Consider the following 26,066-nt stretch of genomic DNA (forward strand, 5'->3'; position numbering starts at 1 on the left):
CATGTTATTCGGACTTGATGGCGTCGAAATCGGCCTGATCATCGTCTTTCTATGCCTCTTCGGCGGCATTCTTTCGGGCTTTCCCGTGGCCTTCGCGATTGCCGGGGCCGGGATGGTTTCCTTTGGCATCATCGCCGCGCTGGACGACGCGGGACTGCTGATTCACCAGGCGATTGATACCGGCAACGAGGCATATCACGCGCTGGTCGCGTCTGGCGTCAAGGCGGAAACGATATCGATATTCCGATATCCTGACCTGCCGAGGATTGCCCAGCCGGTGTTTGAGCGGGGCTGGGAGGTCGCGCTGGACCGCAATATCAGTTTCATCGTCAACCGGATGAACGAGCGCGTGCTGGCCGGTCAGTCGATCGAAACGCTGTTGGCGGTGCTGATGTTCGTGATGATGGGCATCACGCTGGAACGGTCGAAAATCGCCAATGATCTGCTGACCACGATGGCGCGCGTCTTTGGCCCGCTGCCGGGCGGCCTGGCCGTGTCGGTGGTGGTTGTGGGCGCCTTTCTGGCGGCATCGACCGGTATCGTGGGCGCCACCGTGGTGACGATGGGCCTGCTGAGCCTGCCCACCATGCTGCGCAATAACTATTCGCCCGAAATCGCCACCGGGGTCATTGCCGCATCAGGCACGCTGGGGCAGATCATTCCGCCGTCAATCGTGATCGTTCTGCTGGGAACGCTGGCCGGCGATCTCTACTCAGCCGCGCAGGAAACGCGTGCTGTGGCGGTGGGGTGCACCGATGCGCTGACCTATCTGGGTTCTCCGGCGGTTGTCTCGGTCGGTACGCTCTTTCAGGCGGCATTGTTGCCCGGCATCCTGCTGGCGCTTCTCTATGCCGGATATGCGTTTTGCTATGCGTTGTTTAACCCGTCCAAGGCGCCGTCGGTGCAGCTGGCGGACAACCCGTCCGAACCGGTGACACGGGGTGAGGCCTTTACCTGGTTTGCAGGTGTGCCGATACTGCTTATTGCCGGGCTGCTGGCATTGAGTTCGGCCAATATCATCGGATCGCAGAACCTTGTGGTCGATAGTTTCACCGATGCGGGCAAGACGGCCTCGTTGCGCACGAATGTCGGGGAAGAATGCAAGCAGTCGATGATCGAACTGCACGGGCAGGAGGCCTGGGACACGGCCTTGGCCGAAGCACAGGCGATCGACGATGCCGGTGGCGTGGCCGAAAGCGTCAAGCTGTCCGAGGAGGAGATCGCGGAACTGGTGACCATGAAGGAGGCCGCCGCGGCCCCGATTGGCACGGGCGTTGCGATCATCTTTCTGCTTCTGGGTCTGATCCTGGCGGTGGCGCGGGGCGTCAAGCCGTCGGCCACGCCTGCGCCGTTACTGATCGGTGCGTTGGGCATTGTGCTGGGTCTCTTGGTGGATATCCTGCTGGTTGCGCCTTCTACCAGCGCGGGGGCCACTGTCCTTTTGCTGGCCTTTCCGCTGGCGATGACACTCTATGGCTGTAGCCACGCCGCCGGACGACTGGCGGAAAATGAGCTTATCCGCGTGGTCTTTCCCCCGCTGGTGCTGATCATCGCGGTTCTGGGGTCGATCCTGGGTGGGATTACCAATCCGACACCGGCTGCGGCGCTTGGGGCGGGCGGGGCGATCATGCTGGCGGCCTACCGCAAGCTGCGCGACGACGAACGTTCGGGCAAGGTGATCATCTATGCCACCTTTGCCATCATCGTGGCGATCCTGATGGGGATAAATTTCGATCTGCGGATCAATGTGGCGGATGTCGGCTTTGAAACCTGGGTTGCCTTTGCGGTGGCCAAGGCGGCCTATCTCTTTGCCCTCTTTGGTTTGCTGTTTTCGTGCTGGGTGCTGTTTGCCGGGGGCGTGCTGTCCCCCATCGTGCGCGAAACCGCCAAGGTCACGTCGATGGTCTTTACCATTCTCATCGGTTCGCAGCTTCTGAACCTCGTGGTGATCAGCTTTGGCGGTGAGCATTACATCCAGCAATTCCTGAAAAGCTTCGACAGTGAATTCAAGGTCTTCCTGATCGTGATGATCGTGCTTTTCGTGCTGGGCTTCGTGCTCGATTTCCTCGAAATCATCTATATCGTTATCCCGATCGTGGGGCCTGTCATCTATGGCGGCACCTTCGACCCGAAATGGGTCACGATCATGATCGCGGTGAACCTGCAGACCTCGTTCCTGACACCGCCATTCGGCTTTGCGCTCTTCTACCTAAGAGGGGTCGCGCCGAAAGAGGTGACGACAGGGCACATCTATCGCGGGGTTTTCCCCTTCGTGTTGATCCAGGTGGTCGGGTTGGCGATCCTGTGGTTCTTCCCGGCGATTGTCACCATCGTGCCGGCGCTGATCCCGAACTGACCCGGGACGCAGGCCAGGATATCAGGGGCGTGCTTAGCGGCGCGCCCCTTCTTTGTGACCGGTGGGATTGACCTTTGCCCGTGCGCTGCCTAGGCCGAATGGGAAGGATTTGACAGGCCGGAAAGGGAGTCCATGCTGCTGCGGCAATACGGCGATACGGATTTCATCACCGGGTTGCGCGCCATCGCGGCGCTGATGGTGGTGGCCGTGCATACCCGTGCCTTCGATGCATTCGGTTGGATAGGGCAGATCGCCAGTGATAACGGCAAGTTCGGTGTGCAGATCTTCTTTGTCATCTCGGGCTACACGATTGCCGCGACCTATCTGAGATCGAGCGGTTTCGCGCCCTATTTCGTGCGCCGCCTGATGCGGATCGCGCCGCTTTATTACCTGGCGGTGCTGGTGTTCTTCACGCTGATCGTCACGGGTGTGATGGGCGCGCCCTATTTTATGCAGCTATATGACAGCAAGGCCGACGCCTATAATCTGCTGGCGCATCTGACCTTCCTGAGCGCCTGGGATGCGCGCGTGGCCAATTCCCTGATCGGAGTGGAATGGACCATCCCGATCGAAATTTTCTGGTATGCGGCACTACCGTTTCTGCTGGTCCATCGGGTAGGACGACGCAGTTTCATCATCGTGTTCCTTTTGCTGCTGTTGCTGTCGGGTATATCGCGCCTGATCGGAGAGCTTTGGCTGCCGAAACATGCCGCGCATTTCCTGCCGATCACCTATGGCGCTTATTTCTTTCTGGGGGCGTGGTGCCATCACATGCGGGCGCATTTGCTGAAAGATGATACGTTTACCTGGCGCCGGTGGCTGATGGGCGGGTATGCGGTGTTTGTTCTGGCCCTGATCACCGATACCGGGTTTTCCGCGGCACTGATGGCGGTGGCGACGGCACTGATCATCATCAGCTACCGGGTCATGCCGGGCAGGGCGCAATTGCTGCGGTCACGCGCCTTTGTACTGGTGGGATCGGTCAGCTACAGCATCTACCTGTGGCACCTGCTGGTGATCTTCGTGCTAATCGCCCTGATGGGAAACAGCTATGTGGCGCTGCCGGATCTTGCGAAATTCGCGCTTGTTTCGGTGGTGACGGTGCTATTGTCGATTCTGACCTATCTGCTGGTCGAGCGCCCGACGAACCTGTGGGGGCGTCACCTGTCGCAAAAGTTCGAAACCGAGGAAGTGCCGCGACGGGCCTGAGCCTTCTAGCGGCTGGGCCGCAGCGGGCGGCCATCGGGCAACGAGATATCGGCCACCTGTTCGGCAATCGGATCATTGCTGAGAGGATGGCGGCGCGCATCGTAATCGGCGGGGTCGCGCATGCGTTCCCAATCGCCGTTCACATAAAGCTCCAGCCCTGAAAACCCGGCCTTGTAGCCCATCTTGGCGCTGCCCGGTACCCAATAGCCCAGATAGACATGTGGCAGGCCTGCATCGCGGGCGATCTGGATGTGATCGAGGATGATATAGGTCCCCAGGCTGTCACGTGGGCGGTCCGGCGTGAAGAAAGAGTAGACCATGCTGACGCCATCATCCAGCACGTCGGTCAGGCAGACCGCCACCAGTTCACCGGTGTCGCGGTCAACATATTCCACGACGCGGGTGCGAATGGGCGTTTCCTCGACCATCGCGGCGAATTCGAACGCATCCATATCGGCCATGCCGCCGCTGGCATGGCGGCTTTCCAGGTAGCTTCGGAACAGCTCGTATTGTTCATCCGTGGCCCAGGGAGAGGTGGCGCGACGTTCCAGACCCGCATTGCGCTTCCAGGTACGCTTCTGGCTTTTTGAGGGGGTGAAATCCTCGACCGAGATGCGGGCGGACAGGCAGGCGGCACAATCCGCGCAGGAGGGCCGGTAGAGCACATTCTGTGACCGGCGGAAGCCTTGTTTCGACAGCCCGTCATTCAGCCGCTGCGCCGCTTCGCCTTGCAGGGCGGTGAACAATTTCCGTTCCATCCGGTCCTCAAGATAGGGACAGGGTTGCGGAGCCGTCACATAGAACTGGGGCGCGATGGGAAGGGTATGGCGCATTTCATCTTTTTTAGTGCTGTCACAGAACGATAGCAACGAACCTGTAACAGGCCAAGAGATAATAAAATGTCGGTAAACCCGGCATACGCCACCGGGTTCACGCCTCAGCTGCGGGCCCGGCGGTTAATGGCTACGGTGCCCAGCATGTGATCGCTGAGGCCCTGACCACGCGCGGTGGTCAGCATCAAAACGATCGAGGCGATCTGGAAAATGAAGAGCGCCCACGAGATGCTGTAGCCCAGCGTGTGAAGGAAAGCCATCGACAGGTCAAAGCGGCGGCCCTGTCCGGTGCGGAATTCTATCGCGGTCAGGCGCATGCCCCAGGTGGCCGAGTTACCGGCGATGGTGATAACGCGGTAGATAAAGCTGACGCAGAGGAACAGAAAGGGAAAGAAAAACAAGCCGGTGAAGGCCGTGAACGGCAGGATCAGCAGGCAAACGCCGGTGATCACAACCGTATCAACCACCCAGGCGATAAGCCGTTTGGTGGGGACGTCCGCATAGAAATCGGGTTGCGACAGCGGGTCGGGGATATGCCAGGTGGTATCAGTCATGTGTAGCACGATATAGGGACGCGGAGGGCCCGGGTGAACCCCGGGCCAGACCATTCAGGCGTCTTTTTCGTCGCCGTCTTCGGTTGCGGCCGGTTTGGCGCGTTCGTCCATGAACTGATCGAACTCTGCCTTGTCGCGGGCGTCACGAAGGCGTTGCAGGAATGCTTCGAAGTTTTCCTGCTCTTCTTCCAGGCGGCGCAGGGTTTCGGTCTTGTAGGCATCAAAGGCGGCATTGCCGGTGGGGCGTGACATGTGGTTGTGACGCTGGGCGCGGCGACTGCAAGAGAGGCCATTGGACAGGCGGGACATTTTTCTGCTCCAGAACATGTAGGCGAGAAGGGCAAGGCCAAGCGGCCAGAAGAGGATGAAGGCCACAACAATGGCGATAATCCAGGCAGCTTTGCCTTTGTTGTCCAGCCAGGCCTCGGCCCGATGCAACCATCCGGAGAAGCCGGTGGCAGGGGAAGTTTGGGCAAAGGTGGTCATTCGGTTCAAGTCCTTTCGATGGTTTTTTGTGTATGTGAATGTCTTTCACATTACATAGATTGGGAGTCGGGCCAGTGGTTGCAAGGGGTGATGTAAATCTTTTTTACATTCTGGATGGCTGAGCGCTGAAATCGCCTGATTTTCTAGGTTATCCCAATGTCAGGGTCAGGTTTTCATGACTATGGGATTTTGGCTGAGCTGTTATTCTGCAAGACAGGAGGGGTTCTGAATGCGTTTTATTTCAATCATTTTGTTTGCGAGTGTTCTTGTCATCAGTGTCAGTGTTTACACAAACAACCTTTGACATCTGTCGCATTCTGCAAATTCCCGTCAGCTCACCGTTTGTCTTTTCAAAGACACGGCGGCCCCAACGTCGTGGACGGAGTGCCAGCCCAAGTGCTGCACACCACCTAACGCACGGATTCGATCGGGCCTTCGGCGCTGCCGTGAATGAATTGCTCAAGGTAGGGATCGCCGCTTTCGTCCATCTTGGCCACCGGGCCGGTCCACTGAATTACGCCGTCATGAAGCATGGCGACATTATCGGCGATGGCGCGCACGCTGGTCATATCATGGGTGATGGTCATCGCGGTTGCACCCATTTCGACCACGATTTCACGGATCAGATCGTTGATCACGCCTGACATGATCGGATCAAGCCCGGTTGTGGGCTCGTCGAAGAAGATGATCTCTGGCTCTGCGGCGATAGCGCGGGCGAGACCGACGCGTTTCTGCATTCCGCCGGACAGCTCTGCCGGGAAAAGATCTGCCACTTCTTTTTTTAGACCCACGCGGCGGAGTTTTTCGATGGCGATGGTGCGGGCCTCGTCTTTGGGGCGCTTGAGCGAACCACGCAGAAGCCGGAATGCAACGTTCTGCCAGACAGGCAGGGAGTCGAAGAGCGCGCCGCCCTGGAACAGCATGCCGAACCGGGCAAGGAAACTGTCACGTTCGGAGCGGCGGACATTCGTGACGTCCTTGCCGTCCAGCGTGATGGTGCCGCTGTCGGGGCTGACAAGGCCCAGAATGCTTTTGAGGCAGATGGATTTGCCGGTGCCCGATCCGCCGATCACCACCATCGACGTACCGCTTTCAATGGTCAGGTTGACCCCGCGCAGCACCTTGTTGCTGCCGAATGCTTTATGGACGTGCTTAAGCTCGATCATAGGGAAAACAGGATGCTGGTGAGAAGGAAGTTGGCGGCAAGGATCAGAATGGCGGCGCTTTCGACCGCGCTTTTGGTGGCGCGCCCCACGCCCTGTGCGCCGCGTCCGGTATGGATGCCGTGATAGCAGCCCAGAAGCGTGGCGATAAATCCAAAGGCTGCCCCCTTGATCAGCGATGAAATGACATCGCGCGCTTCGATGAAATTCACTGTGTTCTGCAGGTAGGCTGCGGGGTTGAAACCCAGCGATTTGGTACCCACAACGTACCCACCTAGAATGCCAATGATATCACCGATCCCCACCAGAAGCGGCACCATTATCAGCCCGGCCAGGACGCGGGGCACTGTCAGATATTTCATCGGGTGGGTCGATAGCGTGACCAGAGCGTCGATCTGTTCGGTCACTTTCATGGTGGCAATCTCGGCTGCGATCGAAGAAGTCACTCGTGCCGCAATCATCAGGCCCACCAGAACCGGACCCAGTTCGCGGACCATGCCGATGGCGACAATCTGCGGAACGACCGCCTCGGCGTTGAAACGCGCACCGCCGGAATAAATCTGGAGGGCCAATGCGCCGCCGGTGAATATTGCTGTCATGCCAACAACTGGAAGGCTGAAATATCCAACACTCAGAAGGCTTTGAAGAATTTCTTTAAAGTAGAACGGCGGGCGCAGCATATGGCTGAGCGCTTCACCGCCAAAGATTGCCAGACGCCCCAGCGTGCCAAGTCCCCTTGTCACCGGGCGGCCAATAGCGGCCAGGGCGGCGAAGAACCAACTCATCCGCCGACATAGCGGCGATTATAGCGCGCGCCCAATGAGGTGAGGATTTCGTAGCCGATCGTACCCGCGGCCTCTGCGAGTGTGTCGATGCCTTGACGCGGCCCGAGTAAATCCAGCGCCTTGGGGTTGGGATCGTCCAGATCGGTGATATCGACCCCGATCATATCCATCGAGATGCGGCCGGCAATTGGGCAGGCTATGTCATCGGCATAGAGTTGTGCGTCGTGTCCCATCGCGCGGATCACGCCATCAGCATAGCCCGCGGCAATGGTGGCGATGCGGGTCGGTCGGGTGGCGGTGAAGGCGTTGCCGTATCCCACAGTCTCTCCCTCGTCGAGGTCACGGCACTGAATGACGGGCACGCTTAAGCTGGCAACGGGGGTGCCATCAGCGAAGGGCAGGCCACCATAAAGGCCAATGCCGGGGCGGGTAAGGTCGAAATGGTAATCCGCACCCATCAGAATACCGCCGGTATTGGCAAGGCTGCGGGGGGCGTTAATGCCCTCGGTCATCTCGTGAAAGGTGGTCAGCTGTTGCGCATTCATCGTGTGATCGGGCTCATCGGCACAGGCAAGGTGGCTCATGATGACCGTGGGGTTCTGTTGCAGGGCGATGTCGCGCACGGCGGCCCATTCAGATGCTTCCATCCCAAGCCGGTTCATGCCGGTATCGAGCTGGATGCCAAAGGGGTGGCCGGGCAAGGCCTCGATATGGCGCACAAGCTGGTCGAATGAGTTTGTCATCGGTGTCAGCGCCATGTCTCCGATCATGTCGGTGTCGCCGCGCATGTGGCCGGAAAAGACGTTGATGACGGGCCCCGGACCCATCGCACGACGCAGGGCGGCACCCTCTTCGGCGGCGGCAACAAAGAACGTTCGGGCACCGGCGCGGGCCAAAGCCCGACCGACGCGATCTGCACCCAGACCATAGGCATCGGCCTTGACCACGGCGGCGGTCTCGGTCGTGCTGCGTGTGTCGAGCGCGCGCCAGTTGGCGATCAGCGCGCCCAGATCAATTGACAGAGTAGCGGTTCCCATGAGGTGGGTTTTGACATGCTGGTCGGTCGGGTCAAGGGGGAATGCGCGCTGGTGCGAAGCAGGTCAGGAAAAGATGGGTTACGCATGGCCTGTCGGGGTTCTTGCACATGCTGGTTCTGGCGGGTTTTTAAGCGTTGCCCACTTGTCAGCCTGTCGATGGCAGTTCGATCATAGACAGAAATTGGCTCCACCGTTTGATCCGTTCGACGAAATTGCCCGATCCTACAGGTTTGACAATGTAGCCCGCAACATGTTGCTCATAGGCTTTCCGAATATCCGTTGGTTGGTCAGATGTTGTCAGAACGAAAACCGGCACATGGCACAGCGCCGGATCACGGCGTAGCTCGCCCAGAAATTCATGGCCGTTCATGCGCGGCATATTGATGTCCAGCAGGATCACGGTTTGCGGCGAAGGGGATTGATGCTGGTCGGTCGCGGCGTGCAGTTTTTCAAGCGCCTCTACACCGTCTCGTGCCCGTGCCAAGGGCAAGGTGATACCGAGCTTGTCAAATGCCCGTCTGAGTGCCATCGCGTCGAGTTCGTTATCTTCGACATGTAGCAAATGAACTTCGGTTGTGTCTGCTGTGGTCATGCTGCGATCTTCATTTCTACGGTATCCGAAAGGTGTTTGGGCCAGTCGAAGGTAAAGCGGCTGCCCTGACCCAACTGGCTGTCCAATTGAATGTTGCCATCGTAAAGTTTGACAGTTTTCTGAACAATCGACAGGCCGATACCAGTGCTGTCGGCAGATTTTGAAGGCTGCAAGGTCTGAAACATCTCGAAGATCTTGCCGTGGTATCGCGGGTCAATACCGGGGCCGTTATCTGAGACGGAAAAGTGCAAACGCTCGCCCCGATCCTCGATATTTATGTTGAGTTCGAGCTTGTCCGGTTCAGGATGGTACTTTCGCGCATTGCTGATCAGGTTTTGCAGAACCTGTTCCAGCCGTATCGCATCTGTGGCAATCTCCACCAAATCGCCGCTCAGCGTGTATTGATTGGGGCGCAACCCGGCAGAGGCACATAGCGATTGTATCAGTTGTGCGGTTTCGACGGTTTCGGAAATCACGGAATCTGACCGAATACTGGAATAGGTGAGGATACCTGTAATCAGATTGTCCATCCGCCGCACCTGGTCTTCCAACATTTCGAGGTTTTCCAAAAGCTCGGATTCAGGATCATGGTCTTGCAGAATTTCCAGATCGTCACGGATACATTCGGCAAGGAAACCGATGCCTCGCAACGGGGTTTTGAGGTCGTGAGATGCGACGAAGGCGAACCGTTCAAGATCTTCGTTCGAGCGTTGCAACGATTCAGCGCGATTGCGCGCTTTCACATTCATCTGATCCGCAAATACAAGCGCCCTGCGGTTGGAGCGCGTTAACAGCACGAAGAGACTGAACAATAAGGCATCAATGACCAGCCCCCCCACCAAGATCATGATTGGTTCATTGCTGCGGCTGGTAAATCTGAATTCAGGTGTTTCCCAGATGTCGAATGTCCATGTCCGACCATAGAATTCGACATCCCGGGTTAATCTGTATTGCGGTTCGAATTCGCTGCTGTTCCGATCGTTTTCGTCATAAAGGACTTCGTCATCATCGCGTATCGAGAACTGTACCAGACGGCTATCCTTGCCCAACACACCTTCGATGAGTTTGTGGAACAGAAACGGCGCGTAAACCGTTCCGACGAAATTCGCCCGCCGCTCTTCAATCGTAGCAGCCTGTTGTCCGGCGTAGAACGGCATGTGAAACAGGAAACCAGGTGTCTTTTGCGCGTCCTGAACCAGAACGATTGGCCCTGTGATCTGGGGCTTCCCGCTGTCACGTGCCTTCAGCGTCGCATTCAGACGGTTGGTTTCGTGCGCCATGTCCAGACCAAGTGCGACAGAGTTCTCACCCTCGGGCTCGATATAGGTAATCGGGTAGAGGGTTTCGCCTTCATGCTCGGGATAGACGCGAAATTCGGGCCTGGTTTGCCGCTGCTTGGCAAGGAATTCCCCAACCTCGGCACGCGGTATTCGGTAAATGATGCCAATACCATTGATACCGGGATACTTGGTTTCGATCTGCAAGGCTTCGGTGAAGGCCCGCCATTCCTCATAGCTGATTTCGCCGCCAGCGGATTGGATCGCGGCGACGCCGGACGCCAGCGCATCTTCGTATCTTGTCATCCGTTCCTGAACCAGTTCCAGAACCTGGTTCGAGTAACGCGTAAATCTGTTCTCTGCCTGTGACGCCACTTGCAGGCTGGTAATGTACCAGGCGCCGGTCGTCAGAAGCAAAGACAGAAGCACGGCAAGCCAGTGCACCGCATTGAGCTTGCTCATACGCGCAATTGCAGAGCGCTCAGCCTCTACTGCGTCTTCATCAGGATTTTTCGCCGTCAAATCGGAATTCACTGTGCGCCCCCGCTACACATTTCATCAATCGCAAGACCGATACGAAACCGCACCACCAGAACGACCGTGTTAAGATTTGTCGTGAAAGAGTGAATTATGAGTTAATTTTCATGCCCGACACGGCCTAGTTAAGCCGTATTTTAACGAAATTCACCGCATCAGAGGCGCGTTGCAATACCGGGATAAAAGACAGGGATTGCCAATAAAACACTGCAATTGATCAGCGATCAGAATTCCTGGTCGGCGCTGTTCTGTTGCCAGGGTTTCACCAGATTACCGAAACGGGTGAATTGCGCTTCAAAGCTGAGTTCGACTGTACCGATGGGTCCGTGGCGCTGTTTGCCGATGATAACCTCGGCCTTGCCATGCAGGCGTGACATGCGCTCCTGCCACTCGGCGACCTCGTCCAGTTTCTCATCCGATGGTTTTTCGCGCTCGACGTAATACTCCTCGCGGAAGACGAACATGACCACGTCTGCATCCTGTTCGATGGAGCCAGATTCACGCAGGTCAGAAAGCTGAGGACGTTTGTCATCGCGGCTTTCAACCTGACGCGACAGCTGCGACAGGGCGATGACGGGGATATTAAGCTCTTTCGCGATGGCCTTGAGGCCCATAGAAATCTCACCGATTTCCTGCACACGGTTATCCGAGGTGCCGCGCACCAGTTGCAGGTAGTCAACGATCAGAAGGTCCAGCCCATGCGTACGTTTAAGGCGCCGGGCGCGTGCGGCCAGTTGCGAGATCGGAATTGCGGCTGTGTCGTCGATGAAAAGCGGGCAGGCCTCAAGTTCTTTGGCGGCATCAACGAAACGTCGGAATTCAACCTCGTCCATATCGCCCTGACGGATCTTGTGCGAGGAAATCTCGGATGCCTCGGCCAGGATACGACCCGCCAGCTGTTCGGCGCTCATTTCAAGACTGAAGAAACCGACGACACCGCCATCGACTGCGCCTTCGGTACCGTCCGGGTGGGTGCCGCGTTTATAGGCCTTGGCGACATTGAACGCGATATTGGTGGCCAGAGAGGTTTTGCCCATCGAGGGACGGCCTGCCAGGATCAGAAGGTCGGATTTGTGCAACCCACCCAACATCTTGTCCATGTCCACGAGATCGGTGGCGATGCCAGCCAGACCGCCTTCGCGCATATAGGCGGCGTTGGCCACGTTTACGGCGTCGGTCACGGCCTTCAGGAAAGATTGAAAGCCGCTATCGGTCTGGCCCTGCTCGGCAAGGTTATAAAGGCGTTGCTCGGCCTCGACGATCTGGTCCTTGGGTTCGCTATCGACCTCGACGCTGGCGGCCTTGCCGGCGATCTCCTGACCCAGGCCAATCAGTTCGCGGCGGATCGCCAGATCATAGATCATCTGGGCATAATCGCGTACCGCAAAGGCACTGATCGCCGCGCCGGCCAGCCGTGTGAGATATGCCGGGCCGCCCAGCTCCTTGAGCCCTTCATCCTCTTCCAGAAATGCCTTCAGAGTGACCGGCGATGCAAGGTTATTCTTGGCGATACGGGCAGAAGCCACGTCAAAAATACGGGCATGAACGGGATCGTAGAAATGCTGTGAGCTGATGATGGATGCGATGCGATCATAGACATCGTTATTGGTCAGGATCGCGCCCAGCAGCTGCTGCTCTGCCTCGATCGAATGCGGCATCGTCTCCGCGTTCTGAATCTCTGCGCCCGTCGCATTGAATGTTGCGATTTCGTTCATTCTGCCTGTCCCCTTATTGAGGGGTTAATTAACTGCTCACTCAATATTCCGCTACGTGGAAAGACCTGTGGAAGACCCGGCCTGAGCATTGTGGATATTGTTGTGGATAACACGAAAACTACCCTATATCGAGTTCAATCCAGCAGGTGACGCCATATATTGAGCTCCCAATGCGATTCTGTGGATAATTAGTCCACATTTTGTCCCCTACTTTTTATGCGCTTCCTGCCACTTGCGCGGATCGTTCAGGAAAGCCTCGACTCCATCGAGGGTCGCGCTGGTGAAGCTGCCCTGTGCACGGGCTTCGGCCAGAACATCCCACCAGGTGCAGAGATGATGCAGTGCCACGCCGTGATCGCCCAGGGTCTTTTCGGTCTCCGGGAAGATGCCGTAGTAGAAGATCACCGCCGTGTGGCCGCAGGAGGCACCAGTTTCGCGAATGGCATCGACAAAGCTGAGCTTGGATCCACCATCGGTCGTCAGATCCTCGACCAGAAGTACACGCTCGCCTTCGGCCATCGCGCCTTCGATGCGGGCGTTGCGGCCATAGCCCTTGGGCTTTTTGCGCACATAGGTCATCGGCAGGGCCATGCGCTCGGCCACCAGTGCCGCAAAGGGGATGCCCGCGGTTTCGCCGCCCGCGATATTGTCAAACGCCTCAAACCCCGCATTGCGCATCACTGTGACGGTCAGGAAATCCATCAAGGTGCTGCGGATGCGCGGAAAGCTGATCAGTTTGCGACAGTCGATATAGGTCGGGCTGGGCAATCCCGAGGCCAGCGTGAACGGTTCCTCCGCGTTGAAATGCACGGCCTCGATTTCCAACAGCATTCGCGCGGTCAGGCGGGCAATTTCAGAGGCATCGGGATAGCTGGACGGGATCATGTTGCGGAAACTCCTGTTCGGACTAGGCGGTCACGGACCATGTAAGCGGAAAGCCGGGATCAAAGACGGTGACAGGTCCGTCTTCGGTGTCAATCTTTTCGGGGTAGGTGACAGTATCGCCTCTGCTGAGCGTTATCGTGCCGTCATTCACGGGCAGGCCATAGAAGGCCGGGCCGTTGAGCGAGGTAAAGGCCTCGAGCCGGTCGAGCGCGCCTTCTTCCTCGAACACATGGGCGAGGATCGACAGGGTGTTGGTGGCCGTGAAGCACCCCGCGCAGCCACAGGCGTTTTCCTTGAGCGCATCGGTGTGCGGCGCGCTGTCGGTGCCCAGAAAGAACCGGGGATCACCCGAAGTTGCTGCCGCCCGCAGGGCAAGGCGGTGATCCTCGCGCTTGGCGACGGGCAGGCAGTAGTAATGCGGCTTGATCCCACCGACCAGAATATGATTGCGGTTGATGATCAGGTGATGGGTTGTGATCGTCGCGCCAAGGTTTTCCTGGCTCAGGGCATAATCCACACCGTCGCGGGTTGTGATGTGTTCCATCACGGTACGCAGGCCGGGTGTGGCACGGCGAATGGGATCCAGCACGCGGTCGATGAACACCGCCTCGCGGTCGAAAATGTCGATGGCAGGGTCTGTTACCTCGCCGTGCAGGCAAAGCGGCAGTCCGATTTGTGCCATGCGTTCCAGCACGCCGCGCACCTTGTCGAAATTCGCAACCCCGCTGGCCGAGTTCGTGGTGGCCCCGGCGGGGTAGAGTTTCACCGCCGAGACGAGCCCACTGGCATGGGCGGCGGCCACATCGTCGGGATCGGTGTCTTCGGTCAGGTAAAGTGTCATCAGCGGGGTGAAATCTGCGCCATCTGGCAACACCGCAAGAATGCGGTCCCGATAGGCAGCGGCCTGTGCCCCGGTGACGACGGGTGGCACCAGATTGGGCATGATGATCGCGCGGGCGAAATGGCGTGTGGTTTCGGGCAGCACGGCTTGCAGCATTGCGCCATCACGCAGATGCAGGTGCCAATCGTCCGGGCGGCGGAGTGTCAGGTTCTGGCTCATGCCACGGCATTACACAATCGTGTCGCAGCGCGCCAGACGTGTTCTGTGGGAATTCGGGTCGCTGCGAACTGGTTATGTCACGCTGCGCAGGCCAAGTTTTTGACGTGCACGTGAGAAGGCCTTGCGAAACGGTGGCGCCTCGCGCTTTTCCAGAACCTTTCCTGCCAGAAGCATCACCAGATAGGGGCGGTTGGCGGTGGACAGGCGTTTGAGCATGTTGAACTGATAGGCGGCGTCATCCCGCCGCGCGCGAAACAGCCAGGCCAGGCGTCGACTGTCCAGTTTGCCGGCGCTGAGCTGGGCAATGAGGCGCAAAAGAACGTTCATGCGCAGCAGCGATTGCTCCATCTTCAGCCCGATATGGCGCATGCGGAACCGGGTGACATTGGGTTGGTTGAAGAGCGCCGCATGCATCGCGTCCTCGGTAATCTCGGGGTCATACAGCACGAAAGCCTGCTGTGCCGCCTCGAGCATGTCCGGGGCATAGCCGTAGCGATCTGTAAAGGATGTGCGACGCATATGACGGAACCGCTGATCCCATTCGGCAACACAGGGATCAAGCGTGGCCTGGGGCTGTAGCACCAGAACCTGTGCGCCCGGTGCGGCCACGGAAAACGCTGCCGCCGCATAGCCGCAGGAACCCGCGCCATAAAAGATCACCTGCTCGAAATCCTCGAAAAACCCGTCATCCACAAGCCGGTCGATATAGCCGAAAACCCTGGGATCGCGGAACCAGGTTTCACCGTCGCTGACCAGGCAGAGATGCGACCATTTCAACGCCTTGACCATCTCCCATCCCATCGGATGGCCCATGTCGGATTGCTCGTAAATCGTTTGATGGGTTTCGAAGGTCACCAGCAGTGTGGGCTTTTCCTCGACGAAAATAGCGGCGTGCCGATCCCCCAGTCGTTCGGCGTATCCATCTTCGTCCGTGATGTGCGTCAGCTTGTCCAGCCAGCTATGCCAATCCAATCCGTTCAGAGGGGTTTCATAACTGTCCGTGATGTCTTTCATCTTACTCAGCCCTCAACACATACGCCCTGCGTGCCATCCGCGGGTTCAAATATCATGATAGCGCATCATCGGGATATTTTCAGTAGAATCCAAGTGGATTCCGAAAGGTCTGGTCCGGCCTGGCACCGCGTGGCCTTGACGGGATAGGGTGCCCCATGCAGTGCTGGCCTCAAATGGAGGGTTGCAATGACAGTGCCGGGTTCGATTGATGCGGTTCAGAAGATGCTTGAGGGCGAAGGGTATGTTTGTGGCAGAGCCTTGGGAACGGTGGTTTTTTTGGCCCTGACGCTGGGGCGCCCCCTGTTTTTGGAAGGTGAGGCCGGCGTCGGCAAGACAGAGATTGCCAAGGCATTGGCAACAGGGTTGGGGCGTCGATTGATCCGGCTGCAATGCTATGAGGGGCTTGATGCGGCATCCGCGGTCTATGAATGGAATTTCGCCGAACAGATGATTGCGATTCGCACCGCTGAGGCATCGGGAGGAGTGGATCGGACGCATCTGAAAGACGAATTGTTCACCGAGGAATTCTTGATCGAGCGGCCGCTCTTGCAGGCGATGCGACCCCAACCCGGTGGCGCGCCGGTCTTGCTGATCGACGAGCTGGACCGCACGGACGAGCCCTTTGAGGCATTCCTGCTGGAAGCCCTCAGTGATTTTCAGGTCACCATCCCCGAGTTGGGCACGATCACAGCGCCTGAACCCCCAATCGTCATTGTTACCTCGAACCGTACCCGCGAGGTCCACGACGCGCTGAAGCGCCGGTGTCTGTATCATTGGGTGGACTACCCGAATTTCGACCGCGAGATCGAAATTTTGCAATCCCGCGCACCCGAAGCGGCGGAAAGCCTAAGCCGCGAGGTTGTGGCCTTTGTTCAGGCCCTGCGCACCGAGGATCTGTTCAAGAAACCGGGCGTGGCCGAGACCATCGACTGGGCCAAATGCCTGCTGGCGCTGGACGTGATCTCGCTCAGCCCCGATGTGATCGCCGATACACTGGGCGCGATCCTAAAATATCAGGACGACATCGCCAAATTGCAGGGATCCGAGGCCAAACGCATACTTGAGGAGGCGCAGGCGACGCTGGAGCCCACCTGATGGGTCTTTTTTCCATAGGAAATTCGAAGGTGCGGGTGCCACGGCCTCGTGACGGTCGCGATGCCTGAATATGCACCGCTTGATCTGCCGGAGAATCCTAAGCTTAGCCATAACATCACCCATTTCGCACGGGCGCTGCGACGGGCCGGGCTGCCGATTGGCCCCGGGCGGGTGATCGAGGCGATCCGTGCGGTCGAGGCGGCGGGGTTTACGGAGCGGTGGGATTTTTTCTGGACGCTGCATGCGTGTTTCGTGAACCGGCCCGAACACCGCGCAGTTTTTGCACAGGTTTTCCGCCTCTACTGGCGGGATCCGCGGTATCTGGAACATATGATGGCCATGATGCTGCCTGCCATTCACGGCGTACAAGAGGACCGCACGGCCCAATCCGCAGAAAAGCGCGCGGCGGAGGCCTTGCTGGACGGGGCCCAGGCGGATTTGCCGGAATTTGCGGACAGTCCCGGTGAAGAAACCCTGATCGAGGTCGATGCCAGCGCGACCATGTCCGGTGAGGAACGCCTGCGGACGCTTGATTTTGAACAGATGAGCACGACCGAAATCGCCGAGGCCAAGCGCATGCTGGCGCGGCTCAGTTTGCCGGTCAAGCCCCTGGCCTCGCGCCGAGGACAGCCCAGCCACACGGGGGGGCAGGTGGATGCCCGGCGTACGCTGCGACAGGCCATGCGACGGGGCGGTGAAATGCGCCGTATCGCGTTGAAAAAGCCGCGTCCGCGCTGGCCCAATCTGGTGGTCCTGTGCGACATTTCCGGCTCGATGAGCCAGTATAGCCGCATGGTGCTGCATTTTCTGCATGCGGTGTCCAATACGCAAGGGCAGGGTTGGGCCAGGGTGCACGCATTTACCTTTGGCACGCGTCTGACAAACATCACCCGGCATCTGGCGACCCGCGATGTTGATGCGGCGCTGGCGGCAGCGGGCAGTCATGCGCAGGACTGGGAAGGCGGCACGCGCATCGGCGAATGCCTGCACGCTTTCAACCGCGACTGGTCGCGCCGGGTGATGGGGCAGGGTGCCGTGGTCCTCCTGATCACTGATGGTCTGGATCGCGGCGATGTTGATGGGCTGGGCCGGGAAATGGAGCGTCTGCATCTGTCGGCCCGGCGGCTCATTTGGCTTAACCCCTTGTTACGGTGGGAAGGGTTTGCCCCCAAGGCGCGTGGGGTCGCGGCAATGATGCCGCATGTGGATGCGTTCCGCGCGGGTCATTCGATTGCAACGCTTGAGGAATTGGCGCGGGCAATCTCAGACCCCGGGGATGATGGCGAAAAGGCTCGATTGCTCGCGGCGCTTTGAGGTAGGCGGTGATCCAAAGGAGCGCTACCGCGCAAGATTTTCTCTGCTAAAATCCAGGTGACGCATTGATTGCGAGCGTGGATGGGCGCAGGAACAACATGACTGATCTGTGGATGCAAGATGGACCGTTTTGATAACATACCGGAGCAGGCGTTGGATTGGCACCGGGCAGGCAAAGGGGCGGCTTTGGCCACGGTTGTTGAGACCTGGGGCAGCGCGCCGCGTCGGGTTGGCAGCCAGCTGGCAATCTCGGGGGAGGGCGAGATTGCCGGGTCGGTATCCGGTGGATGTGTAGAAGGCGCGGTTGTGGCCGAGGCGCTGGACGCGATCACGGCGGGTCTGCCGGTGACGCTGGAATACGGGGTGAGCGACGGTGACGCCTTTGCGGTCGGTCTGGCCTGTGGCGGCACCATTCGTGTGCTGGTGGAGCCTGTGGGCAGCGTGATGCCCGAAGCGGTGCTTGAAGACCTGGTGCAGGCACGCGCGGCCCGTGAGCCGGTGGTCTACCTGACGGGGCCTGCCGGGCGCCGTCTGGCACGCGAGGGACACGACCAACGGTTCAGGATGGACCGGTCAGGTTTTGAAGACGATACCGAGACCTTTGTCGCTATCCATAATCCACCCTTGCGGCTGATCGTTGTGGGGGCCGTGCATATCGCGCAGGCCCTGGTGCCGATGGCCCGGATTGCAGGCTATGATCCGGTGCTGATCGACCCGCGCGAAAGCTTTGCCTCGCAGGCGCGGTTTCCCGGCGAAACGCTGGTGCATGAGTGGCCCGATGACGGCGTGCGCGGCTTTGGCCTGGACAGCCGCACGGCGCTCGTTTTGCTGACCCATGACCCCAAGCTGGATGACCCCGCGCTTGAACAGGCTTTGACGTCAAAAGCCTTTTATATCGGGGCTTTGGGATCAACCCGCACCCATGCCAAACGGATTGAGCGGCTGACTGCGGCGGGCTTTACCGAGGTGCAGCTGGCACGCATTCACGGACCTATCGGGTTGGACATCGGGGCGTCTGGACCCGCGGAAATTGCCGTGTCCATTCTGGCCGAGATGACCCGGGTGTTGAGGCAGGGCAAGTGAAATTTGGACCGGTTTCCGTAGCCGATGCCGGGGGGGCCATTCTGGCCCATTCGGTTCGCTTGCCCGAGGGCCGGTTGCGCAAGGGCGTCAAGCTTGAACCGTCGCATCTGGCGGCTTTGTCAGAGGCGGGGCATGACGAGATTGTCGTTGCCCGGCTGGACGAGAATGACCTTCATGAAGATGACGCGGCGCGTCAACTTGCAGAGGCGCTGGCGACGGGACGAGAGGCGCTGCACCTGACCGAGGCCTTTACCGGCCGGGTCAATCTGATTGCCGCGCATCCCGGTGTTGTCCGGCTGAATGCCGAGGCGATCCATGCCGCCAATTCGGTCGATCCCGCGATTACCATCGCGACAGTGGCACCTTTTCACCAGATCCATCCGGGCGGCATGGTCGCTACGGTTAAGATCATCCCCTATGGCGTTGAAAAGGCTTCGGTAATCCGAGCGTGTGAGGGCCTGCGCGGGGCTATTGATCTGGCTCGTCCGGTGTTCCAAACGGTCAGTCTGATCGTCAGTGAAATCCCCGGAGGGCCCGGGACGAAGGGTATTGAGGCGATCAGCAAACGGGTGTCGGGGCTGGGGCTTGAACTGATCGACACACAGACCTGCACCCATGACCGGAAAGGTCTGGCAGAGGCGCTGACCACCGCGCGCGGAGAGGTCATTTTGATCCTGACAGGGTCGGCCACTTCGGATGCGGCGGATACGGCCCCTGCGGCGCTGCGCCTGGCCGGAGGTAGCCTTGAACGCTTTGGCATGCCTGTGGATCCCGGCAACCTTCTGTTTCTTGGCGCGTTGGACGAAAGACCCGTGATCGGCCTGCCGGGCAGCGCACGATCACCGGTGCTGCACGGGGCGGATTGGGTGCTGTCGCGCGTGGTTTGCGGGATCGAGGTCACACGTGCTGACATTGCCAGAATGGGGGTCGGTGGCTTGCTCAAGGAAATCCCGACACGGCCGCAACCGAGAGGTGGGCGCAGGTCGGTGTAGGCGTGAGGGTTAATGAACCGTAAATGCCGGTACGGTCCCGGCCATTGAAACGGCGAGCGAATCACCCCTAAGGTATTGGTTAACAGGGAAAAACTGGGGTCGGTATTTTGTCGGTATAACGTCGGTAATGCGTCGGTATTTTTTCCGTAATTTGCAGGGTTAAGAGACCGCGCGGTGATGCCCGGGGCCGAATTACCAGACAAAAGTGAGATATGCAGGACAGCCTCCCGTCGGCGACAAGATCCGTCTGAACCCTTTTCAGACGTGGCACCCGCTGGCCGGCGCCTTCGGTGTGATTCCGGGACGGCTGCGGTGCGTTTGATAGGTGTTGGAGGGTGTTTTTGTCCGATGCCCTGGGGCCAGGCCCTCTTTGTCCCTCTCAATCACCAACAACCGCCGGAGGCAGGCAACCGGTCATTTGGTTCTGTCGTCCAGATCAGCCAACCATTCGCGCAGCGATAGTTCCAGGCCGGTGACGTGGTGGTCGATGGCGCTGTCATGAGGCATGTTTTCATTAACCCGTGCCTTCAGGTCGGCATATCGGGCGGCAAGTTCCTCGCTGGTCCGGGCATGGCCTTCGTGCCATTCACCGTGCCGCTTTAGCTTTGATTTTGCGTGGAAAATCTTCTGGCTCAGCTTTTCCAGCCGGGCATGGAGCCTATCCAAATCTGCCATGATGCGTCCTGTTGCTACGGGGTGTGGGATGATGCGGCGACCACTTGGACCTGGCCGCCGCAGGGGAGATCAGGCCTCCTGATCTTTGCGATCGGCCAGAACCACGTTGAAGGTCATGGATTTGCCGCCCCGAAAAATCTCGATCTCGGAGGTCTTGCCGGCGTCTTCCATTGCGACCGAGCGGGTCAGGTCGCGCAGTTCAGCGATGTCCTGTTCGCCGAATTTCAGGATGACATCCCCGCTTTCCAACCCGGCCTCCTGCGCCGGGCTGTCGGCCAGCACCTCTTCGATCATGACACCCTGGCCGGAGGTGAGGCCAAGCACATGGGCCACCTCATCGGATACCGGTTTGATCTGGACACCCAGCCAGCTGCGTTTGATCTGGCCGTCATCCTTGAGGTCGGCGACGATATCGACAACCAGATCCGAGGGAACCGCGAAGCCGATCCCGACAGAACCGCCGCCCGGCGAATAGATCGCGGTGTTCACGCCGACGACTTCGCCCTCCATGTTAAAGAGCGGCCCGCCCGAATTGCCCCGGTTCACGGCGGCATCGGTCTGGATGAAATCGTCAAACGGGCCGGAATTGATATTGCGCGATTTGGCCGAGATGATCCCCGAGGTGACCGTGCCGCCCAGGCCGAAGGGGCTGCCGACGGCGACGACTTCTTCACCCACGCGGGCCGCATCGGAGGAGCCGAAGGCGACGGTGGCATAATCCTCGCCCTCGACATCCAGCAGGGCGATATCGGTCAGCGGGTCAGAGCCGATGACCTGCGCGTCAAGTTCGGTCCCGTCCTGAAGTTTGACTAAGACGGTCTCGGCATTGTCGATCACATGGTGGTTGGTCACGATCAGGCCATCCGTCGAGATCAGAAATCCTGATCCCAGCCCCTGGCGCGGCATGTCTTGCGGCGGGGCCGGGAACTGATCGCCGAAACGTTTCATGAAGTCTTCGAACCTGGGGTCGTTTTGTGGCAGGTCATCGGCCTTGGCCTTATGGGCCTTGGTCGTGACTTCGACATAGACAACCGCCGGGCTGACCTCTTCGACGAGATCGGCAAAGCCGCTGCCTGCTGCCGCGGCGCTGGCGGTGGTGGGCAGAATGGCGCTTGAGGCCATCAGCGCGGCGATGCCGGCGCCTAACAACACTGTGCGGGGTTTCTGATTAGGGCGGTTCATTATGCTCTCCTGATTTGGTGGTGAAACCTATCTAGGAGCGCCAGTTTTCCCCGGGTTTTGCCGAAGTTTAATTTTTCTTAAACCGGGCCGAGGCCCGTTTCAGCCCTTGGCGATGTCCTGAATGTCCCCGATGCGCAGATAGGCAAGCTCGCGGTAGAGTTTGATGGTTGGCCGCAGGCCGAACAGGACCGAGCCGACCAGAAACAGCCAGGTGCCCAGATAGGTCGTCGTCGCGCTGAAGAAAAGAATGCTGCCGATGACGAAAAGCGCGGCGGCTGAGAAATCGACAAGAGTGTAGGCCAATTCGCAATAGGCATAGATTTTCCGGTGCTGATCGCTGCGATTGTGGTTCTTGGGATCGAAGAGCTTCATTGTCGCCTCCTCAGGCCAGGCCGGGCAATACGGCTTTGACACCCGTCACCACCATTTCAACGGCTATCGCCAACAGGATCATACCCATCAGGCGGGTCATGATCACGCGCATCGTGTCGCTGAGCACTTTGCCAAAGAAGGACGCGAAGAACAGCACCACGAAGAGGATTGCGAGGATGATGCCAACGATTGCGCCAACCGCGGCCAGATCCGACAGGCCCGGCGCGTGGCCTGCGTAGATGATCAGCGTCGCAATCGTGCCGGGGCCGACGATCATCGGAAAGGTGATGGGGTAAAAGGCAAGGGCCGAGAGGTCGGCCATGTGCTCTTGCTCTGCATCCGTGCCGTGGTGCGACGCGATGGGGCTGCCGTTCAGCATCGACCACGCGATATGTGCCAGCACGATGCCGCCAGCGATGCGGAACTGGTCCACGGTGATGCCGAAAAAGCCGATGATCTTTTGCCCGGCAAACAGGATCACGGCGCACATGATGGCGGAAAAACAGGTGATCTTGAAGGCCAGTGTTCTTTGCTGGGCCACCGTGAAACCCGTCGTCAACGCGAGGAATACCGGCAAATTCACAAACGGGTTCATGATGGCAAAGAAGGCGCCAAAGGCCTTGGAAAGCTCTGCATAATCCATTGAGTTCATCCCTTTCCTGCTAACCCGTCCGGGTCATCCTGCAAGAATGAGCGCGGGGGCGGCCGCGTCAATCAATTGATGCCCTGAAAATGCGTTCTGCCGGGCCGATCCCTGATTTTGCACGCAATAATGCGCCCTGCATGACCTCCCTGAGCATGCAGAGCGCGTCCTCCGCGAGCGATGGGGTTAACCCTGGAGGATTTCGGTCAGCGGATAGCCCTGAGCGGGAAGGGCACCGGGTTTGTAATCTTCGATCACGATCGAGGTTTCGACCGCTTTGAGCGCCATGTTGGCCTTGTGGATTTCGCCCCTTTCGATATCCGCCAAAGCCTGTTTGAGGTTCGCGGCCGCAGTTTCGACGGGCAGGACCACAAGCCGGATATCCAGATCAATCCCCGCGCCGGTCATTGCCGTCACCGCGCTGTCGACATCGCCGGAGCGGATATGCGCACCGGCCTCTTCGATTGCGGCGCCATGTGTTTCGTCAGGTTCGAACCCTTCGGCAAACTGAATGCCGCTATCGACGGGGATTGCGTAGCCGTCATTTTCGGCCAGCTTGATGGCGAATTTCGCGGCATGGTCGTCAAACTGATCGCTGGCGCCCGATATCATCTCTTTGGCCATGTCAAGATTGCCGTCGAAAAGCGCCAGGCGCGCGCCATGTACGCCATCCAGAATATGGGTGCCATTCGCGGGGATCTTGATGCTGCTCTGCCTGACCTCGCCGGATTGCGACACCTCGGATGTGGTGAGCGTGGTCGTGCCGGCCTGTGTAATCTGGGCGATGGCGGTGAGGCCGACCGAGGCTGCAACCAGTGCCGCGATGAAGCTGGAATTCGGTTTCATGTTCTCTCTCTCCTGACAGGGGGTGGCAGCCAAGCTGCGGATGAGGGAGAGATAGGCGGTGGCGTTTACCCCTGCCTGGTGCGAAGTTTAAACTTTCTTGAACTTCGCAAAATGCAGTTGGACCCGTAGCCCCGGATGCGCATCGCCGAGTGTCAGCGTTGCGTCATGATGTTCGGCGACCGCTTGAACCAGCGCCAGCCCCAGCCCGCTACCGGGGCTTGTTCTGGCACTGTCCAGCCGGACGAAAGGCTCCAAAACCTTGTCCTGATCCGGCGCGGGAATGCCCGGACCGTTATCACTGACGGATAGGAACGGCCCGGTTTCATCGTGACCCACCTCAACGATGATAAATGCCCCACGACCGGCATGCGCACAGGCATTGCCAACCAGGTTGACCAAAGCCTGTTCGATCATGGCGGCATCCGCAAAGGCTGATGCTTCGGTGGCAGTCAGACGCAGCTTCTGGCCCTGTTCCTCGGCGAGCGGTTGCATGAAGTCGATCACCTTGGCGGAGACCTTTTTCAGGTCGACCTGTTCAAACCGGGACGTGTCGGTATTTGCCTGAATGCGCGAGATGCGCAGCATCGTTTCAAAGACGGTGTTCAGGGATTGCAACTTTGCCAGAGCCGTGTCGATTTCAGGCAGCGGGTCGCGCCCGGCCTCGGCCGCATCAGCGGCGTCATTCAGGGCAATCTGGGCGTGGGACAAGGGTGTTTTCAGGTCATGCGCGATGGCTGACGCCGTGGATTTCGTGCCCGCGACCAGACGTTCGAGCCGGTCGAGATTCTGGTTCATTTTCACGGAGACACGATCAAATTGATCATTGTGCGACCGCACCGGCAGGCGCGTGTCCATACCGCCTTCGGACACCTGAAAGAGGGCGGCCTCCATATCGCTGAGGCGTTTGAATGAATTGCGGCTGGCCCAAAATCCGAGCGCCAGCGTGGCCACCCCCAGCAGCATGCCAAAAAGAACCAGGCCGGTGGTCAGCCGTTGCCCCGCCGTTTCGATGAATTGCGCGTTGCGTCCGACGACCAGCGTCATGTTCTGAAGCTTTTGCGCATTGAGGACGTATTTTCCGGCAAGCTTCCCGCTGGTCATGGTTGTCACTTCGCGGTGCACGACGCCCACAAAATCCGGCACGCTGGAGATCGGCCCTGTGAGATTGAGGCCATTTTTGTCAAACAGCCCGATCATGTGTTCTGGCGGCCGGAGGCTCTGGCGCATCTTTTCAAGCGCGGCTTGCAGGCCAGCCTTGCCATCGCTTCGATAGATGTCCTGCAATAGCAGGCTTTCGGACTTGGTCTGGGCGGCCAACTCGGCCTTGAGCGTGTTCTTGACGGTCGTCACCAAGAGGTATCCGGCGACCGCATAGCAGAGCAGGAAAACCAGCAGAACCCGCAACGCGGCCTTGAACGGCTGACCGGAGGTGAGGTTACCGAGGCGCACGGATCGTGTACCCCATATTGCGTACCGTGTGGATCAGGGCGGTATCAAACGGTTTGTCGATCTTTTGCCGCAGCTTGCTGATATGGGTTTCAACCACCGTCGTGCCCGGATCAAAGGAGAAATCCCAGATTTTCTCCAAAATCATCGTCCGGCTGATCACCCGTCCTGGCGCGTCCATCAGCAGGTGCAGCAGGGCAAATTCCTTGTTCAGAAGCTCGATCATCTGGCCCTGACGCGTGGCCGTGCGGCTGAGCAGGTCCAGTGTCAGGTCGTGAATGGTGATCGATGTTTCCTGCGGGGTCTGTTTCGGCCGTCTGGAGAGCGCCGTGACACGGGCCAGCAGTTCCGAGAAATGGAAGGGTTTGATCATGTAGTCATCGCCCCCAGCCATCAGCCCGTCGACACGATCCTCGACATCCGAAAGCGCGGTCAGGAAAATCACGGGCAGGTCACTGTTGGAGGCGCGCAGGGCCTTGACCAATGACAGACCATCCATACCGGGCATCATCCGGTCGACAATGGCCAGATCAACCGGATGATACAGGCAATGGGTCAGGGCATCCCGGCCATCCGCCACCCAATCGACGACATGGCCCTGTTCGGTCAAACCCTTGCGAATGTAATCCGCTGATGTCGCGTCGTCTTCGGCCAACAATATCTTCATGGGGAGTGGGATATTATAATTTGATGTTCCGCAAAAGAGTGCGAATTCCAAAGCCGGAAGTGGAGGCCGGACATCGCCGGGTTTTATCAAGATGACGTCGGGGACTTATGAGATCGACGCGGGTGGTAGGACGCGATGCGTCATTCAGCACTGAATGCAGGCGCAAGTTTCACCTGGCTGCCACTACCTTGAACATCCGCTCAGACCGCATGCGGCACACAGAGCTGGAGGAGATTGAACCCAACGCC

The 26,066-nt window shown here is 58.8% G+C and carries 25 protein-coding genes; 6 read left to right on the top strand and 19 right to left on the bottom strand.

From position 1 onward, the window contains the following. Position 1: 1 nt before the first annotated feature. Together Q1B27_RS02030 and Q1B27_RS02035 are read left to right on the top strand one after the other, a co-directional pair. Complete coding sequence (locus tag Q1B27_RS02030) at positions 2-2,356, top strand: TRAP transporter large permease subunit (RefSeq protein ID WP_299842863.1); 2,355 nt, start codon at positions 2-4, stop codon at positions 2,354-2,356. Between the two features lie 132 nt (positions 2,357-2,488). Continuing rightward, complete coding sequence (locus Q1B27_RS02035; protein WP_299842866.1) at positions 2,489-3,565, top strand: acyltransferase; 1,077 nt, start codon at positions 2,489-2,491, stop codon at positions 3,563-3,565. Between the two features lie 5 nt (positions 3,566-3,570). On the opposite strand, the gene Q1B27_RS02040 is transcribed toward Q1B27_RS02035, so the two are convergent. From Q1B27_RS02040 to Q1B27_RS02095, 12 genes are all read right to left on the bottom strand, one after another. Further along, positions 3,571-4,398 (bottom strand): arginyltransferase, encoded by an 828-nt coding sequence (locus Q1B27_RS02040; RefSeq protein ID WP_299842869.1) that lies wholly within the window; start codon positions 4,396-4,398, stop codon positions 3,571-3,573. Positions 4,399-4,502: 104 nt separating this feature from the next. After that, positions 4,503-4,952 (bottom strand): RDD family protein, encoded by a 450-nt coding sequence (locus Q1B27_RS02045; protein ID WP_299842871.1) that lies wholly within the window; start codon positions 4,950-4,952, stop codon positions 4,503-4,505. Positions 4,953-5,006: 54 nt separating this feature from the next. Further along, the gene (locus Q1B27_RS02050; RefSeq protein WP_299842874.1) at positions 5,007-5,438 is read right to left on the bottom strand and encodes a DUF2852 domain-containing protein; all 432 of its coding nucleotides are present in this window, start codon (positions 5,436-5,438) and stop codon (positions 5,007-5,009) included. Positions 5,439-5,848: 410 nt separating this feature from the next. Beyond that, positions 5,849-6,604: an ABC transporter ATP-binding protein gene (locus Q1B27_RS02055; protein WP_299842877.1), complete on the bottom strand. Its 756-nt coding sequence runs from the start codon at positions 6,602-6,604 to the stop codon at positions 5,849-5,851. Further along, the gene (locus tag Q1B27_RS02060) at positions 6,601-7,386 is read right to left on the bottom strand and encodes an ABC transporter permease (RefSeq protein ID WP_299842880.1); all 786 of its coding nucleotides are present in this window, start codon (positions 7,384-7,386) and stop codon (positions 6,601-6,603) included. The genes Q1B27_RS02055 and Q1B27_RS02060 overlap by 4 nt, the downstream gene beginning before the upstream one ends. Beyond that, on the bottom strand, positions 7,383-8,423 hold the full coding sequence (gene alr, locus Q1B27_RS02065; protein ID WP_299842883.1) for an alanine racemase: 1,041 nt from the start codon (positions 8,421-8,423) through the stop codon (positions 7,383-7,385). Before alr ends, Q1B27_RS02060 begins: the two co-directional genes overlap by 4 nt. 145 nt (positions 8,424-8,568) lie before the next feature. Next, positions 8,569-9,015, bottom strand: coding sequence for a response regulator (locus tag Q1B27_RS02070; protein WP_299842886.1), 447 nt, complete (start codon positions 9,013-9,015; stop codon positions 8,569-8,571). Beyond that, positions 9,012-10,826, bottom strand: a complete 1,815-nt coding sequence (locus tag Q1B27_RS02075; protein WP_299842889.1) for a CHASE domain-containing protein — start codon at positions 10,824-10,826, stop codon at positions 9,012-9,014. Before Q1B27_RS02075 ends, Q1B27_RS02070 begins: the two co-directional genes overlap by 4 nt. 227 nt (positions 10,827-11,053) lie before the next feature. Next, complete coding sequence (locus Q1B27_RS02080; RefSeq protein WP_299842891.1) at positions 11,054-12,544, bottom strand: replicative DNA helicase; 1,491 nt, start codon at positions 12,542-12,544, stop codon at positions 11,054-11,056. 207 nt (positions 12,545-12,751) lie between these two features. After that, positions 12,752-13,429: an orotate phosphoribosyltransferase gene (locus Q1B27_RS02085; RefSeq protein WP_299842894.1), complete on the bottom strand. Its 678-nt coding sequence runs from the start codon at positions 13,427-13,429 to the stop codon at positions 12,752-12,754. A gap of 22 nt (positions 13,430-13,451) precedes the next feature. Next, positions 13,452-14,489, bottom strand: coding sequence for a dihydroorotase (gene pyrC, locus Q1B27_RS02090; RefSeq protein WP_299842897.1), 1,038 nt, complete (start codon positions 14,487-14,489; stop codon positions 13,452-13,454). Positions 14,490-14,561: 72 nt separating this feature from the next. Beyond that, complete coding sequence (locus Q1B27_RS02095; RefSeq protein WP_299842900.1) at positions 14,562-15,503, bottom strand: phosphoadenosine phosphosulfate reductase; 942 nt, start codon at positions 15,501-15,503, stop codon at positions 14,562-14,564. Between the two features lie 186 nt (positions 15,504-15,689). Here Q1B27_RS02095 and Q1B27_RS02100 point away from each other — a divergent pair, with 186 nt between their 5' ends. From Q1B27_RS02100 to Q1B27_RS02115, 4 genes are all read left to right on the top strand, one after another. Then, positions 15,690-16,598, top strand: a complete 909-nt coding sequence (locus Q1B27_RS02100) for a MoxR family ATPase (protein ID WP_299842902.1) — start codon at positions 15,690-15,692, stop codon at positions 16,596-16,598. Positions 16,599-16,658: 60 nt separating this feature from the next. Then, entirely contained in the window at positions 16,659-17,912 is a 1,254-nt protein-coding gene (locus Q1B27_RS02105) for a VWA domain-containing protein (RefSeq protein ID WP_299842905.1), read from the top strand. A gap of 120 nt (positions 17,913-18,032) precedes the next feature. Continuing rightward, positions 18,033-18,995: an XdhC family protein gene (locus Q1B27_RS02110; RefSeq protein ID WP_299842908.1), complete on the top strand. Its 963-nt coding sequence runs from the start codon at positions 18,033-18,035 to the stop codon at positions 18,993-18,995. Next, positions 18,992-19,987: a molybdopterin-binding protein gene (locus Q1B27_RS02115; protein WP_299842911.1), complete on the top strand. Its 996-nt coding sequence runs from the start codon at positions 18,992-18,994 to the stop codon at positions 19,985-19,987. Before Q1B27_RS02110 ends, Q1B27_RS02115 begins: the two co-directional genes overlap by 4 nt. Before the next feature lie 414 nt (positions 19,988-20,401). Here the strand turns inward: Q1B27_RS02115 and Q1B27_RS02120 are convergent, their stop codons facing one another. From Q1B27_RS02120 to Q1B27_RS02150, 7 genes are all read right to left on the bottom strand, one after another. Then, positions 20,402-20,662 (bottom strand): 3-ketoacyl-ACP reductase, encoded by a 261-nt coding sequence (locus tag Q1B27_RS02120; RefSeq protein ID WP_299842913.1) that lies wholly within the window; start codon positions 20,660-20,662, stop codon positions 20,402-20,404. 69 nt (positions 20,663-20,731) lie between these two features. Then, the gene (locus Q1B27_RS02125; protein ID WP_299842916.1) at positions 20,732-21,844 is read right to left on the bottom strand and encodes a trypsin-like peptidase domain-containing protein; all 1,113 of its coding nucleotides are present in this window, start codon (positions 21,842-21,844) and stop codon (positions 20,732-20,734) included. A 99-nt stretch (positions 21,845-21,943) separates the two neighbouring features. Continuing rightward, complete coding sequence (locus Q1B27_RS02130; RefSeq protein WP_299842919.1) at positions 21,944-22,216, bottom strand: YrhK family protein; 273 nt, start codon at positions 22,214-22,216, stop codon at positions 21,944-21,946. 10 nt (positions 22,217-22,226) lie between these two features. Then, complete coding sequence (locus Q1B27_RS02135; RefSeq protein WP_299842922.1) at positions 22,227-22,859, bottom strand: MarC family protein; 633 nt, start codon at positions 22,857-22,859, stop codon at positions 22,227-22,229. Positions 22,860-23,045: 186 nt separating this feature from the next. Beyond that, positions 23,046-23,705: a YfdX family protein gene (locus Q1B27_RS02140; protein ID WP_299842925.1), complete on the bottom strand. Its 660-nt coding sequence runs from the start codon at positions 23,703-23,705 to the stop codon at positions 23,046-23,048. Positions 23,706-23,792: 87 nt separating this feature from the next. Next, on the bottom strand, positions 23,793-25,154 hold the full coding sequence (locus Q1B27_RS02145) for a HAMP domain-containing sensor histidine kinase (RefSeq protein ID WP_299842928.1): 1,362 nt from the start codon (positions 25,152-25,154) through the stop codon (positions 23,793-23,795). Further along, positions 25,141-25,818 (bottom strand): response regulator transcription factor, encoded by a 678-nt coding sequence (locus Q1B27_RS02150; protein WP_299842931.1) that lies wholly within the window; start codon positions 25,816-25,818, stop codon positions 25,141-25,143. The genes Q1B27_RS02145 and Q1B27_RS02150 overlap by 14 nt, the downstream gene beginning before the upstream one ends. Between the last annotated feature and the right edge of the window lie 248 nt (positions 25,819-26,066).

Origin of the sequence: uncultured Roseovarius sp. (genome assembly GCF_947489715.1) — a bacterium.
Lineage (GTDB): Bacteria > Pseudomonadota > Alphaproteobacteria > Rhodobacterales > Rhodobacteraceae > Roseovarius.

Bases quoted from the DNA above. Each gene is read 5' to 3' on its own strand.
- Q1B27_RS02050 (WP_299842874.1), bottom strand. From the start codon at position 5,438: ATGACCACCTTTGCCCAAACTTCCCCTGCCACCGGCTTCTCCGGATGG.
- Q1B27_RS02095 (WP_299842900.1), bottom strand. From the start codon at position 15,503: ATGAAAGACATCACGGACAGTTATGAAACCCCTCTGAACGGATTGGAT.
- Q1B27_RS02110 (WP_299842908.1), top strand. From the start codon at position 18,033: ATGGACCGTTTTGATAACATACCGGAGCAGGCGTTGGATTGGCACCGG.
- Q1B27_RS02150 (WP_299842931.1), bottom strand. From the start codon at position 25,818: ATGAAGATATTGTTGGCCGAAGACGACGCGACATCAGCGGATTACATT.
- Q1B27_RS02035 (WP_299842866.1), top strand. From the start codon at position 2,489: ATGCTGCTGCGGCAATACGGCGATACGGATTTCATCACCGGGTTGCGC.
- Q1B27_RS02045 (WP_299842871.1), bottom strand. From the start codon at position 4,952: ATGACTGATACCACCTGGCATATCCCCGACCCGCTGTCGCAACCCGAT.
- Q1B27_RS02105 (WP_299842905.1), top strand. From the start codon at position 16,659: ATGCCTGAATATGCACCGCTTGATCTGCCGGAGAATCCTAAGCTTAGC.
- Q1B27_RS02100 (WP_299842902.1), top strand. From the start codon at position 15,690: ATGACAGTGCCGGGTTCGATTGATGCGGTTCAGAAGATGCTTGAGGGC.
- Q1B27_RS02085 (WP_299842894.1), bottom strand. From the start codon at position 13,429: ATGATCCCGTCCAGCTATCCCGATGCCTCTGAAATTGCCCGCCTGACC.
- Q1B27_RS02060 (WP_299842880.1), bottom strand. From the start codon at position 7,386: ATGAGTTGGTTCTTCGCCGCCCTGGCCGCTATTGGCCGCCCGGTGACA.
- Q1B27_RS02080 (WP_299842891.1), bottom strand. From the start codon at position 12,544: ATGAACGAAATCGCAACATTCAATGCGACGGGCGCAGAGATTCAGAAC.
- Q1B27_RS02070 (WP_299842886.1), bottom strand. From the start codon at position 9,015: ATGACCACAGCAGACACAACCGAAGTTCATTTGCTACATGTCGAAGAT.
- Q1B27_RS02125 (WP_299842916.1), bottom strand. From the start codon at position 21,844: ATGAACCGCCCTAATCAGAAACCCCGCACAGTGTTGTTAGGCGCCGGC.
- Q1B27_RS02140 (WP_299842925.1), bottom strand. From the start codon at position 23,705: ATGAAACCGAATTCCAGCTTCATCGCGGCACTGGTTGCAGCCTCGGTC.
- alr (WP_299842883.1), bottom strand. From the start codon at position 8,423: ATGGGAACCGCTACTCTGTCAATTGATCTGGGCGCGCTGATCGCCAAC.
- Q1B27_RS02130 (WP_299842919.1), bottom strand. From the start codon at position 22,216: ATGAAGCTCTTCGATCCCAAGAACCACAATCGCAGCGATCAGCACCGG.
- Q1B27_RS02030 (WP_299842863.1), top strand. From the start codon at position 2: ATGTTATTCGGACTTGATGGCGTCGAAATCGGCCTGATCATCGTCTTT.
- Q1B27_RS02120 (WP_299842913.1), bottom strand. From the start codon at position 20,662: ATGGCAGATTTGGATAGGCTCCATGCCCGGCTGGAAAAGCTGAGCCAG.
- Q1B27_RS02055 (WP_299842877.1), bottom strand. From the start codon at position 6,604: ATGATCGAGCTTAAGCACGTCCATAAAGCATTCGGCAGCAACAAGGTG.
- Q1B27_RS02135 (WP_299842922.1), bottom strand. From the start codon at position 22,859: ATGGATTATGCAGAGCTTTCCAAGGCCTTTGGCGCCTTCTTTGCCATC.
- Q1B27_RS02040 (WP_299842869.1), bottom strand. From the start codon at position 4,398: ATGCGCCATACCCTTCCCATCGCGCCCCAGTTCTATGTGACGGCTCCG.
- pyrC (WP_299842897.1), bottom strand. From the start codon at position 14,489: ATGAGCCAGAACCTGACACTCCGCCGCCCGGACGATTGGCACCTGCAT.